The sequence below is a fragment of the Acidobacteriota bacterium genome (assembly GCA_026393755.1).
Taxonomy (GTDB): Bacteria; Acidobacteriota; Vicinamibacteria; order Vicinamibacterales; family JAKQTR01; genus JBAXOX01.
In genome coordinates, this window is the sequence record JAPKZO010000022.1 from 76,832 (window position 1) to 89,195 (window position 12,364).

General features: G+C 65.1%; 15 protein-coding genes. 8 read left to right on the plus strand and 7 right to left on the minus strand.

The genetic code is table 11. The features are described from left to right. Positions 1 to 11: 11 nt before the first annotated feature. The 8 genes from rpoN to NTV05_08600 are packed head-to-tail and all read left to right on the plus strand — an operon-like array spanning position 12 to position 6,814. Positions 12 to 1,442 carry an RNA polymerase factor sigma-54 gene (rpoN, locus tag NTV05_08565; protein ID MCX6544454.1) on the plus strand — a complete coding sequence of 477 codons (1,431 nt, stop codon included), beginning with the start codon at positions 12 to 14 and terminating at the stop codon, positions 1,440 to 1,442. 7 nt (positions 1,443 to 1,449) lie between these two features. Next, on the plus strand, positions 1,450 to 1,980 hold the full coding sequence (gene raiA / locus NTV05_08570) for a ribosome-associated translation inhibitor RaiA (protein ID MCX6544455.1): 531 nt from the start codon (positions 1,450 to 1,452) through the stop codon (positions 1,978 to 1,980). 5 nt (positions 1,981 to 1,985) lie between these two features. Continuing rightward, positions 1,986 to 3,011 carry an HPr(Ser) kinase/phosphatase gene (gene hprK / locus NTV05_08575; GenBank protein ID MCX6544456.1) on the plus strand — a complete coding sequence of 342 codons (1,026 nt, stop codon included), beginning with the start codon at positions 1,986 to 1,988 and terminating at the stop codon, positions 3,009 to 3,011. Continuing rightward, on the plus strand, positions 3,008 to 3,922 hold the full coding sequence (gene rapZ / locus NTV05_08580) for an RNase adapter RapZ (protein MCX6544457.1): 915 nt from the start codon (positions 3,008 to 3,010) through the stop codon (positions 3,920 to 3,922). The genes hprK and rapZ overlap by 4 nt, the downstream gene beginning before the upstream one ends. 40 nt (positions 3,923 to 3,962) lie before the next feature. After that, positions 3,963 to 4,373, plus strand: a complete 411-nt coding sequence (locus NTV05_08585) for a PTS sugar transporter subunit IIA (GenBank protein ID MCX6544458.1) — start codon at positions 3,963 to 3,965, stop codon at positions 4,371 to 4,373. Between the two features lies 1 nt (position 4,374). Next, entirely contained in the window at positions 4,375 to 4,641 is a 267-nt protein-coding gene (locus NTV05_08590) for an HPr family phosphocarrier protein (GenBank protein ID MCX6544459.1), read from the plus strand. After that, the gene (gene ptsP / locus NTV05_08595) at positions 4,642 to 6,453 is read left to right on the plus strand and encodes a phosphoenolpyruvate--protein phosphotransferase (protein MCX6544460.1); all 1,812 of its coding nucleotides are present in this window, start codon (positions 4,642 to 4,644) and stop codon (positions 6,451 to 6,453) included. After that, a complete protein-coding gene (locus NTV05_08600; protein MCX6544461.1) occupies positions 6,443 to 6,814 on the plus strand; it encodes a cupin domain-containing protein in 372 nt (123 codons plus the stop codon). Before ptsP ends, NTV05_08600 begins: the two co-directional genes overlap by 11 nt. Before the next feature lie 34 nt (positions 6,815 to 6,848). Here NTV05_08600 and ssb read toward each other — a convergent pair whose 3' ends face one another. From ssb to NTV05_08635, 7 genes are all read right to left on the minus strand, one after another. Continuing rightward, positions 6,849 to 7,274: a single-stranded DNA-binding protein gene (ssb, locus tag NTV05_08605; GenBank protein MCX6544462.1), complete on the minus strand. Its 426-nt coding sequence runs from the start codon at positions 7,272 to 7,274 to the stop codon at positions 6,849 to 6,851. Positions 7,275 to 7,326: 52 nt separating this feature from the next. Beyond that, entirely contained in the window at positions 7,327 to 8,181 is an 855-nt protein-coding gene (gene ybgF, locus NTV05_08610) for a tol-pal system protein YbgF (GenBank protein MCX6544463.1), read from the minus strand. Positions 8,182 to 8,271: 90 nt separating this feature from the next. Beyond that, entirely contained in the window at positions 8,272 to 8,865 is a 594-nt protein-coding gene (locus tag NTV05_08615; GenBank protein ID MCX6544464.1) for an OmpA family protein, read from the minus strand. 28 nt (positions 8,866 to 8,893) lie between these two features. Then, positions 8,894 to 10,303, minus strand: a complete 1,410-nt coding sequence (locus NTV05_08620; GenBank protein MCX6544465.1) for a hypothetical protein — start codon at positions 10,301 to 10,303, stop codon at positions 8,894 to 8,896. After that, complete coding sequence (locus NTV05_08625; protein MCX6544466.1) at positions 10,303 to 11,103, minus strand: TonB family protein; 801 nt, start codon at positions 11,101 to 11,103, stop codon at positions 10,303 to 10,305. The genes NTV05_08620 and NTV05_08625 overlap by 1 nt, the downstream gene beginning before the upstream one ends. Before the next feature lie 2 nt (positions 11,104 to 11,105). Next, positions 11,106 to 11,567 carry a biopolymer transporter ExbD gene (locus NTV05_08630; protein MCX6544467.1) on the minus strand — a complete coding sequence of 154 codons (462 nt, stop codon included), beginning with the start codon at positions 11,565 to 11,567 and terminating at the stop codon, positions 11,106 to 11,108. 31 nt (positions 11,568 to 11,598) lie between these two features. Next, on the minus strand, positions 11,599 to 12,309 hold the full coding sequence (locus tag NTV05_08635; protein MCX6544468.1) for a MotA/TolQ/ExbB proton channel family protein: 711 nt from the start codon (positions 12,307 to 12,309) through the stop codon (positions 11,599 to 11,601). Positions 12,310 to 12,364: the final 55 nt, after the last annotated feature.

Genomic DNA, 12,364 nt, shown 5'->3' on the forward strand with positions numbered 1-12,364 from the left:
TACGGACGGCCATGGCGCTTCAGCAGAAACTGCACACGAAACTCGTTCAAAAACTGATCCTGACGCCATCGTTGCAGCAGGCGATCAAGCTGCTGCCGATGTCCACGCTGGAGCTGGCGGACCTCCTCAATCAGGAGGTTGTCGAGAACCCCCTGCTCGAGGAGGCGTCGCTCGACGACGCCCAGTCGTCGGAGGCCGCGTCCTCCGAGAAAGCGGAGGGTGACGCCGAGGCGGCCGCTCCGAAGACCGACACGTGGGACGACAACGACTACGCTTACTTCTTCGGCGACTACCTTGACGACGGGTACCGGGCCCGCACGCAACAGGAAGTCAAAGAGCTGCCGCCGATCGAGAACACCCTGTCGACCAGTTCATCGCTCTCGGACCATCTCCAGTGGCAGCTGTCCCTGCAGACCACCGATGACACGACGCGGGAGATTGGCGACGCGATTATCGGCAATCTCGATGACGACGGATACCTGGTGGCGTCGGTCGATGAGATCGCCACCATGGGGGGATGGAGCGCCGAGGACGTCGAGACGGCCCTGCGGATCGTGCAGCAATTCGACCCCGTGGGTGTCGCCGCGCGCGACCTCCAGGAATGTCTCAGCCTGCAGTTGCAGCACATCGATCACGACACGTCGGTGGCCGAGACGATCGTGACCGAGCACCTGCGGCTGCTGCAGAACCACCAGGTGCCCGAGATCGCCCGGAAGCTCGGCATGACGATCGACGAGGTCAAGGAACACGTCGAACTGATTCGCCACCTCGATCCCAAGCCGGGCAGCCAGTACAACCGGGCGGATTCCCACTACGTGATTCCCGACGTGTACGTCGTCAAGGTCGAGGATCAGTACGTGGCGCTGCTGAACGAAGAGGGATTGCCGCAGCTGCGGATCAGTCCCGTCTACCGGCGGCTGCTCGACAAGGGCGCCGATAACACCGCCGAGACACGGGCGTACGTGAAGGACAAGTTCCGCTCCGCGCTGTGGCTCATCAAGTCGGTCGAACAGCGGCAAAAGACGATTCACAAGGTCGCGACCAGCATCATCACGTATCAACGGGAGTTCCTCGACCAGGGCATCGAGTTCCTCCGGCCGCTGGTCCTGCGCGACGTGGCCAACGACATCGGCATGCATGAATCGACGGTGAGCCGTGTCGTGACCAACAAGTACATGCACACGCCTCAGGGCGTGTTCGAAATGAAGTACTTCTTTCATAGCGGGATCAGCAGCTCCTACGGCGAGAACGTCTCGTCGGTGACGATCAAGCAGCGGATCCGGAAGATCATCGGAGCCGAGGATGCAAAGAAGCCGTTGAGCGACTCGAAGATCGTGAGCATCCTGCAGAGGGAGGGTCTGGTGCTGGCGCGGCGGACGATTGCCAAGTACCGCGAGGAATTGAAGATCCCCACATCCAATCAGCGCAAGACGCTGTATTGAGGCCATCATGCGACTCGCACTGACGGGCAGAGGCGTGGACATCACGCCGGCATTGCGCAAGCTGGTGGAGCGGAAGCTCGCGCGACTGGAGCGGGTGCTGAGCGACAAGGGCGTCTCCGGCCAGGTCGAGCTCAGGCTCGAGAAGTTCCGGCGCGTGAGCGAACTGCGCGTGCACGTGCGGGGCGGCCACATGTTCCAGGCTATCGCAGCGGCGACGACCTGGGAGATTTCGCTGGCCGACGCGACCGACAAGATCGTGCAGCAGGTGCAGACGCTGAAGGGCAAGTGGCAGGAGCGCAAGCGGGAAGGCCGGCCCGCGCGCCGATCCGCTGAGGCCGCCATTCCGGCCGCCCAGGTGCGGCGCATCGTGCGTGCGCGCCGCTACCCGGTGCGGGCGCTCACGCTCGAAGCCGCCGCCCAGCAGGTGGGCCCATCGACCGACGCCTTCGTGGTGTTCCGAAATCCGGGCACTGATGCCATCAGCGTGCTGTACCGGCGCAAGGATGGCGATCTCGGCCTCATCGAACCGCAGGCCTGACCACCATGGCCGCGGGCCTTCCGCCGATGTGCCCATCTGATCACGCCGTGACCGTCGGCCAGTTGCTGCGCATCCGGCCTGACGGATCCAATCTTGGTCTCGAACTCCTGGCTGGCCGCGCGGGACTGGGACGGCCGATTCTCAGTCCCTACGTGTTGAAGACCGGCCTCGCGCTCGCCGGCTTCGACGCCTACCTCAAGGCCGGCCGCGTGCTGATCTTCGGCGCGAGCGAACTTGGTTATCTCGCCAGCCTCGCTCGGGATGCCCGCGTGCTGAGCCTCTCACGGACGCTGCGGCATGACATTCCGTGCGTCCTGGTGACAGGCGGCAACGCCGTGCCGGACGAACTGCCCGTCGAGGCTGAGCGCGCGGCGGTGCCGGTGCTGCGGACCAGGCTCGCCACACCGATTGCGATTGCCAAGCTCACGGGCTATCTCGAGGACATCCTCGCCGAACGCACGATTCTGCATGCCGTACTGATGGACTTGCTCGGCCTGGGCGTGCTCATCGTCGGCGAGAGCGGCATCGGCAAGAGCGAATGTGCCATGGACCTGATCCTGCGGGGACATCGCCTGGTCGCCGACGACACCGTGGAGGTGCGGCGCCGGGCAGAGTCGGTGCTGATTGGCACGTGCCCGGAACTCACCCGGTTCCACATGGAGATTCGGGGCCTCGGCGTGGTCAACGTCAAGGATCTGTTCGGCGTGGCATCCTCGCGATCGTCGAAGCGGGTGGAACTGGTCGTGCAGCTGGAACGCTGGGAGGTGGGCCGCCAGTACGATCGCCTCGGCCTTGACGACGAGTTCTTCGATATCCTGGGCCTGAGGGTGCCGATGATTCGGATGCCGGTCGCACCGGGACGGAGTGTGGCGAACCTGGTCGAAGTCGCGGCGCGGAACCAGTTGCTGCGAGCGCGCGGAATGAACGCCGCCCGGCGCCTCGCCGATCGCCTGGACCGGACCCTGAGGGAATCGATTCCAGACCCGGACGAGGATGCCGATGATCTCGGCGATGGAGACATCGACACATGACGCCAGGAAGGCGCGGCAAGGGTGTCGGCGCGCGCGTGGCGGAAGCGCGGTTTGTCGTGCTGACCGGTTTGTCGGGCGCAGGCAAGTCGCACGCGATCCGCGCGCTCGAGGACCTCGGGTACTTCTGCGTCGACAATCTGCCGCTCACGCTGGTGCCGGCGATCGCGTCTCTGGCGAGCCGCGCCGGATCGGATCTCGAGAAGGTGGCGATCGTTGTGGACGTCCGGGAAGGATCGCAACTGGCGGAGTTCCCGTCCGTATTCCGGCGGGTGCAGCGCATTCGAGGTCTCAAGCCGCTGCTGATCTACCTCGACGCCAACGACGACACCCTGGTTCGCCGCTTCAGCGAGACCCGCCGGCCCCACCCGCTCGCGCACGACCGCCCGATTCTCGAGGGCATCCGCGAAGAGCGGCGGCGGCTTCGGCCCATCCGGAAACTGGCCGACGAGATCATCGACACGAGCGCGTTTACCGTGCACGAGCTGCGCGAAGCGTTCCTCGCGATGTCGCGTCAGAGTGGCCGTGCCGCGATCATGCAGGTCAACTTCCTGAGCTTCGGCTTCAAGCACGGCGTACCTCCGGAAAGCGACCTGGTCCTGGATGTGCGATTCCTGCCGAATCCGCATTTCGTCCCCAGGTGCCGGCGAATGACGGGGCTGGACGCCGCGGTTGTGCGCTTCATGAACAGCCATCCCGTGACCCTCGAGACGATCGGACGGTTCGTGACGCTGCTGAAGTTCCTCGTTCCGCTCTATGCGCACGAAGGCAAGAGCTATCTGACAGTGTCGGTTGGATGCACAGGGGGACGGCATCGATCCGTCTACGTGGCGGAGGCCCTGCGGAAGTCGATCGGACCAATTCAGGGTGCGCGCTTTCACGTGCGGCATCGCGACATGGAGTTGGGCTCGTGACGCGCGCGGGGAACCGAAGGCGCCCCACAAGGAGACACCGATGATTGGCGTCGTCGTCGTCACGCATGGACAGCTCGCGACAGAGTTGTTGAATGCCGCCGAAGCGATAGTCGGAGATCTGCCGCAGTTTGCGGCGGTCTCCATCGGCTGGCATGACAACGTGGACGACGCGCGGGACGAAATCAGCCGGGCGATTACACGCTTTCAGAGCGGGGGAGGCGTGCTGGTCCTCACCGACATGTTCGGCGGCACGCCGTCGAACCTCAGTCTGACGTTTCTCGAAACCGACAAGGTCGAAATCGTGACCGGCGTCAATCTGCCGATGCTGATCAAACTCGCCGGGCTCCGCCAGTCACAGGACCTGCTGGCCGTCGCACGCGAGCTTCGGGATACGGGCCGGAGCGCGATCCACGTGCCCTCGGATCTGATGCGCGGGGAGACCAAGAGCTGACATGCCAGTCAGAATCGCGGTGGTGAACAACGTGCTTGGCCTGCACGCCAGGGCCGCCGCCCGATTCGTCCATCTGGCGGGAACGTTCCAGGCACGCGTGACCGTCACCCGCGGCGCGCGCACCGTGGACGGCAAGAGCATTCTGGGCATCCTGCTGCTGGCCGCTTCGCGCGGTGCGGCAATCGAAGTGACCGCCGAGGGGCCAGACGAGAACGCAGCGCTCGACGCGCTCTGCGCGCTGGTCGAGTCGGGATTCGGAGAGTCCTAGGTGATCACCCTGACTGGCATCGCCGTGTCGCCCGGAATCGTGTGGGGGCCTGCAGCCCTTCTCGTGCAGGATTCCGTGACTCTGCGGTATGCCGTCAAGCCGGAGCACGTCGCCCGGGAAATCGCCCGGCTGGGCGCGGCGCGGGAAGCGACCCGCCGCCAACTCGAACGCATTCACGCCAGGGTGCTGGCATCGGCGGGAACCGACCTGGCCTATCTGTTTCAGGCGCAACTGCTCATGCTCGATGACCAGCTCCTCGTGCCGCGGGCGGAGGCCATCGTGTCGGCCGAGCGGCTCAATGCCGAGTGGGCCGTCGAACGGGCGTTCGAGGAATTCTCCGCGATCTTCATGGAAGTCGGGGACGGGTACCTTCGCGAGCGGCGGGGCGACGTGGCCGATGTGGTCGGGAGACTGCGACGCAACCTCAGGCCGACTCCGCATGGCGCTGGCGAAGTCAGTCTCGTGCTCGACGAGTCGTCCATTCTCGTGGCCGACGAGCTGCCGCCCTCGATCGCGGGCCAGCTGGATCGCCAGCGCGTGATCGGCCTGGTGATGGATGCGGGAAGCCGAACCGACCACTCCGCTATTCTTGCCCGGTCTCTACGATTGCCCGCCGTGACCAGCCTCCGCGAAGCCTCGGCGCTGACCAGGCCGGGAGTCCTTGTCCTGGTCGACGGCTATTCCGGCGAAGTCGTGATCGATCCCGACATGGCGTCGATCGATCGCGCTCGCGTCAAAGCCGAGCGCAAGTGGGTGTCGGTGCCTGTCGCCCGGCACCTCGTGCATCCGGCCTCGACCGCTGACGGGGTCGCTGTTCGCTTCGACGCCAATATCGAACTTCCAGATGAAATCGACGTTGCCCGTGCCAACGGCGCCGAAGGCATCGGATTGTTCCGCTCGGAGTTCATGCTCGGCGGGCAGAGCCTGGAATCGCTGGGCGAGCAGGAGCAGTACGAGGCGTACAGGAATCTGATCGAACGGATGGCGCCCCATTCGGTGACGATCCGCACGTTCGACGTCGACGAGAACCGAATGGCCGGGCGCGCCGGCGAACGACCTCCGGATGCGGCGGCTGAATCCTCTCGCGGACCGCTTGGCCTGAGGGCGATCCGGTTGAGCCTCAGCAGGCCAGACGTGTTCGATACCCAGTTGCGGGCGCTGGCCCGCGCGTCACGCCACGGTCCCCTCAGAGTGCTGTTTCCGTTTGTGACGTCGGTTGAGGAACTCCGGCAGGCGAGGGCCGCACTCGCCAACGCCTCGCTCGCGGTCGGATCCGGGCCCGACGACGACCACGCGCACCCGATAGAGATCGGCGCCATGATCGAGGTGCCATCGGCGGCCTTGACGCTGGACCTGCTGGCGGCCGAAGCGGAGTTCTTCAGCATCGGCACCAACGACCTCATTCAGTACACCCTCGCTGTGGATCGGACCGATGGCCGGGTGGCGGGCCTCTATGAACCTCTGCACCCGGGCGTCCTGCGGCTCGTGCGCCTCGTGATGCGTGCCGCCGCGCGGCGGGGCACGCCCGTGGCGGTGTGCGGCGAGATGGCGGCCGATCCCACGGCCCTGCTCGCGCTGTTGGGGCTGGGTGTGACGAGCTTCAGCATGAGCCCGACGCTGATTCCGGCGGCGCGGGAGATCGTGCGAGAGGTATCCCTCGATCGCCTGCGCCCCGTCGTCGCACGAGCACTCCGGCTCGCGTCAGCGCGACAGATCGCCGCGTACCTGGCGTCGGCCTTTCCGGGCCTTCTCAAGCGGAGCAACGGCCGGATCGCTGAGTCCGGCGCGGAAGGAGACAACGGTGAACGATGAGACCCGCCCTGGCGTGACACGAGTGGACAAACCGTGGGGCTACGAGTTGTTATGGGCCAAGACCGGCCAGTACGCCGGCAAAGTGATCCACGTGACGGCAGGCCATGCCTTGAGCCTGCAATACCACCGCAGGAAGGTCGAGACGATCTATCTTCACTCAGGCAGACTGCTCTTCGAGATTCAGGAGGGAGACACGTTGGTCGGCCGCGAGATGCACCCGGGCGACCGGGTCCACGTGCCCGCCGGCACCGTGCATCGAATGACCGCTCTCGGCGATGTCGACATCTTCGAGGTCTCCACGCCGGAACTCGATGACGTCGTGAGACTCGAGGATAGGTACGGGAGAGCGGACAAGAAATAGGGGCGCAACCAATTGCGCCCGTCCCTCATCCTTCCTAGAACGGAATATCGTCCGCATTCACGTCCGGCGACTGGCCGAGTTCGTCATCGACCGGACCTTCCGCACGACTGGACATCGATGAGCTCTGGCCGGCGCTGCCGAGAAGGACGACCCGATCGGCCGAAACCTCTGGCGTGTACCGGCTCTTGCCCTCGCGATCGGTCCAGGTCTGAATCGACAGCCGTCCCTCGACCAGAATCGTCTTGCCCTTCAACAGGTGCGGTGACAGCGTCTCGGCCTGACGGCCCCAGATCTTGATCCGGTACCACTCGGCGCCAGGCTTGCCGCGCTCGTCCTTCTTCTGCCAGTCTTCCACGGCCAGGCTGGCCGAGGCCACCTGCTTGCCCTGCGGCGTCGCCCGCAACTCGGCGTCCTTACCCAGATTGCCAACCAGAATGATCTTGTTGTAGCTGTTCGCCATGTCTGTTCCTTCCGTCCCGCCCGCGTTCCCGCCGGGCGAATCTGATCGGCTGTTACTTCCCCGATCGGCTCAAACGATCGAGGGCCTGCTTCGCCAGGTGCCCCGCATCACTGTCCGGGTAGTTCTTGACCACGAACTCGAATGACTCGCGCGCCTGAGGAACCTGCCCAAGCGAATTGTGCGCAAGCCCGCGCTTGTAGTAGGTATCTGGCAGCGTGTTGCTCGACGGGTAGTTTGAGATCACCCGGTCGTACGCCGCCACGGCCTCGCGGAACCGGCCGGAACTGTAGTACGTCTCGCCGATATAGTACTGCGCGTCGTCGGCCAGATCGCTCTTCGGAAACGTCTTGATGTACGTCTCGAATCCCTGGATGGCGAGGCTCCATTGGCCCGCGTAGTAATCGGCTCGGGCCGACTCGAACAGACGCTGCGGAGAGACGCCGGGATTGGGCACCGGGGCCTGACCAGCCGGGTTGGTCGCCGCCGGCGCTTCCTGCGCGGCGGCCCCCGGGTCGAGCGGTTGCGCCGGCGTGGCGGCGGGCGGGATGGCTGCCTGCGCCACCCGAATCGCTTCGACCTCCTGTGACAGCGACGTGAGCCGGACGTTGCTCTCGTCGACCTTCTCCCGGATCACCCGCAGGTCGGTCGCGACGCCGCCGACAACCAGCTTCTGATCGGCGAAGGCCTTCCGGTCCGCATTCGTCTGGTCCTTGAGGTCCGCCGACACCTTCGTGAGCGCGTCGGTCAGCGCCATGAGCTGCTTCTGGAGCGATTGCGTCTGTTGCTGGAGGATGCGGAGCTCCGCCATCATCTGCAGATGCTCCTTATTGGCAGCCTCGAGCGGCGCAGAGGCTGCGCCGGCCAGCAGCGCGATTCCCAGAACCATCAGCCGAACGTGTTGCTTCATAATGTCATCTCGCTGGTCATTCACGCGGGCGCGATCAATCGGGCGTTCGGGTGCGAACGATCTCTCGTTCGGGCGCGATCAATCGCGCCCCTACTTGGATGTAATCACGAAATGCGCCCGCCGATTCTTCGCCCACGCCGCCTCGTCGTGGCCAGGATCGAACGGAAATTCCTTGCCGTAACTCACGATGCGCAGGCGTTCGGCCGGAAGGCCAAGCGACACCAGATACGTCCGGGCCGACGCGGCGCGCCGTTCCGCCAGCGCACCGTTGTACTCCGCCGTCCCTCGCTCGTCGCAGTGGCCTTCGACCGTCACGGCCCACGTCGGATACTTGCGCAGCAGGGCCGCGTTGGCATCGAGGGCCGTGCGCGCCTCCGCGCTCAACTCCGCACTGTCGTACCCGAAGAACGCCGGCTGCAGAGGCGATTCGCGGTTGAGTTCGTCAATTGACCGCGAGGCCATCGGGTCGTCGGGCACCTTCGGCGTCACCATCGGCGACTCGGTAAGCGGCACCGGAGCCGGCGGCGGAGGAGGCGGCGGAACCACCTGGGCTTCCGGGGCGGCAACCGGCGGCTGAACCGGCGTGGCGACCGGCGGCTTCTTGGCGTTGCACGCCCCGCTCAGCACCACCGCAGCGGTTACCGCGACAAGCCATCCACCGTGCGACACCCTTGAACGTTGCATTGGTTTCATCTCCGATACCTGCATCCGACTACCTGGACCAGTCGGGCGTCTGATTGTTGCCGACTGTGGTCACCTGCTTGAGCCCCTGGCCGTCCCGGCCAATCGTGTAAATCTGCCGTTTCCCGCTGCGCGTCGACGAGAACGCCAGGTGCCGGCCATTGGGTGCGTAGCTGGGACTCTCGTTGCTGCCTTCGCCGGACGTCAACTGCCTGACCTCCTGAGTTGCCAGCGTGTAGACCTTGATATCGTACCCCGAGCCCGTCCGCGATTCATACGCGATTTCGTTGAACGGCGCGGGCGACCACGTGGGGCGATCGCAATACGATTCGGTGGTCAGCTTGCGGACATTCAGGCCGTCGACATCGACGACGTAGATCTGCGGCGCGCCGCCGCGATCGGAGGTAAACGCGATTTGGCTGCCGCTCGGCGACCACGTCGGCGTCGTGTCGATGGCCGGATTGTTCGTGAGGCGCCGGACATTCGAGCCATCCCTATCCATCACGTACAACTCGGCGTTGCCATCGCGGGTCGACGTGAAACACAGCTTGGTCCCGTCCGGCGACCACGACGACAACCAGTTCTGGTATCTCCCGCCGGTGGGCTTTTCAAGAATCCCCTGGTAGATCAGCGACAGATGGATGTCCGGAAATCCGGTGAGGTACGACGTATACGCGATCGTCCGGGCGTCGGGCGACCAGGTCGGATACAGATTGAGCGTCTTCGAAATCGTGACGCGGCGCTGGTTCGCGCCGTCGTAGTCCGAAATGTAGATCTCCTTGACACCGCGCTGCTGCACTGTGCCGACCATCCGGTCCCCGTCTCGATCGGAGGTGAACGTCAGCTTCGTGCGTGCAACGCCCCTCAGCGCACGCTGCGTCTGATGAATCTCGTCGGCCGCGGCGTGCGCGTACAATCTCGGGTTCGCAGTTGATCCGCTGTATTCCCGGGCGATCGCAGACCGTCCGGATCGCACGTCGAACAGCCGGACTTCGACCCTGAACGCCGTGGGGCCGGTCTTCTCGACGCTGCCCATCACCAGCGCGTCAGCCCCCAGCTCGCGCCATCGATCGAACGGCACGGCCTGCATCGACGCCGCCGCGGGAATGGACCGGTAGGTGTCGCGCGGAATCATGTAGAACTCGCGCTCGAAGGCGAGATCGTCCCAGAGCACGGCTCCAAGCAATCGCGCCGCGTCCGCGGTTTCCGCGTCCGCGGATCGCGCGATGAAATCAGGAACCGCGTACCGCGGCCGCGCGCCGGGCTCGCCGCTCAGACTCAGCACGATCTCGGATTGCTGTTGCGGCACCTGCGACTGCGGCGGCGGTGTCTGGAGCGACTCGGGCTGCGACGCCGCCGGGAATGACCAGGGCGCGGCCAGGATGAACACGGCGACACCGGCCGCACAGGACATGAGCGAAGAGGTTCGATGGCGCATCATCACCGCTGGTAGGGAAAACGGAGGTGGACGGTCAGGTGATCCTCAGGAAAGGCTGAGGGCAGCGGCGGCAGCCGCTGCGTGAGGAACAGCGCCCGCTGCGCAGTCAGATCGAGCGCCGCATACCCGCTGGACCGCTCGAGCTCGATCTCGGTGAGGCGTCCGTCTCGCAGAATGCGGAACTTCACCAGCGTCTCGCCAGCCACTTCCTGGCGCGCGGGCCAGTTGCTCTGCACCAATTGCAGCATCGTCACGAGATAATCCGGACAGCAGAAGTTCGCGACATCCAGGTACCCGCCGGCGCCGGTTCCGCCTCCGGTCGACAGCCCGCCAAACCCGAGGCCGCGGTTTGGATTCGACGCCGTTTGCGCAGCATCCGCCCCGAACGGCGCCTGCGGGGGCGTTGTCGCGGCAGAGGCCGGCGCCTCAGCGGTCATTTGCGCGGCGGGGCGGGGGATCGGCTTCATCGGTTTGGCAGCGCGTTCAGGCAGTACCATCGCTGGAGGCTTGGCGGCCTGGGGCTTGATGACTTTCGCGGCCGTGGTCGGCTCGGGTCGCGACGCGGCACTCGGCGACGGGCTGCTCATCATCGTCATCCCTCCCGCGCGGGGACCTGGGACGCCGCCGAGTGAAATCGTCATGACGGGCTGAAGATCCTCCACCGACCGGGATCCGCCGATCATCGGGAAGACGAGGAGCACGACAAGCAGCGCGCCGTGCGCGACCAGCGAGACGGTGACCATCCGCCGCAGCCCCTGCACATCGTGCGCGCGCTCGATGAGCACGCTGGTGACGGGCTCCATCGCTAGCGTTCCTCCGGCAACCTCAACACGATGCCGATCTTCTGTACGCCGGCTTCCTTGAGCCGGTCCATCACTTCGATCAGTTCCTGCAACAGGATGCCGCCATCGCCTCGCAGAAACACGTCGCGATCCGCGCGCCCGTCGGTCGCCTGGCGGATCTTCTCGGCAAGCAGATCGATGCGGACAGGTTCGTCGCCAAGCCTGACCATGTGGGTCTTGCGGTAGGTGAGGGGCACGGTCACAAAGACGCGTTCGTCGGAGATCGGCGCGGATCGCAGCGACACCGGCAGATTGACGTCGACACCGCGCTGCAGCATCGGCGCGGTGACCATGAAGATGATCAGCAGGACGAGCATCACGTCGACCAGCGGCACGACGTTGATCTCGGCGAGCGACGACGACACGCGGCGAACCCGCCCGCCGCGTCCCGTCGAGACATCCTCGGATGGACTGACCTTTGGCATGACGCCTCGCGCCCTCGGGGGCGACCCGATCCTAGGTGAAGTTGCGTTCCGCGATATTCAGGAACTCGAGCGAGAAATCGTCCATGCTCGAGGTCAATCGCTTCACGTCCGCCACAAAGTGGTTGTAGAAGTACACGGCAGGAATGGCTGCGAACAGCCCTGCGGCTGTCGCAATCAGCGCCTCCGCGATCCCCGGCGCGACCACGCCGAGGTTGGTCGAGCCGACGCTGGCAATCCGCTGGAACGACGTCATGATGCCCCACACGGTGCCGAACAACCCGATGAATGGCGAGATGCTGGCCGTTGTCGCCAGCACCGAGAGATTGCGCTCGATCCTGGTCACTTCCACCGCCGCCGCTCGGAGCAACGCCCGATCAACCGAGGACAGACTCTTCAGTATTGGACGAGCGGGAGGCCCTCCAGGACTGGCTGCGGGCTGACCTGACTGTCTCAGCTGCGTATTCAATTCGGCGTAGCCGGCCCGAAAAATTCCGGCCAGCGGACTGACGGGAAAACTCTGGCAGACAGCATGAACCTCGGAGAACTTCGAGCTCCGCCGGAACACATCCAGAAATCGGGTGGTCTGAGTCTGGATCCGATAGAAATGCCACAACTTGTGGAGGATAATCCCCCATGAGGCGACCGAGAACCCGGCCAGGATGAGCAGGACGAATTTTGCCACGGCTCCCGACCGAAGCACCAGGTCGATGACGCCGTCGCCGGCAATAGAATTGACAGTCACGCTTTCGTACCCCTCCCGGATGTTGGGTCGCAGCCACGGGTGACAGGTGTGCAGG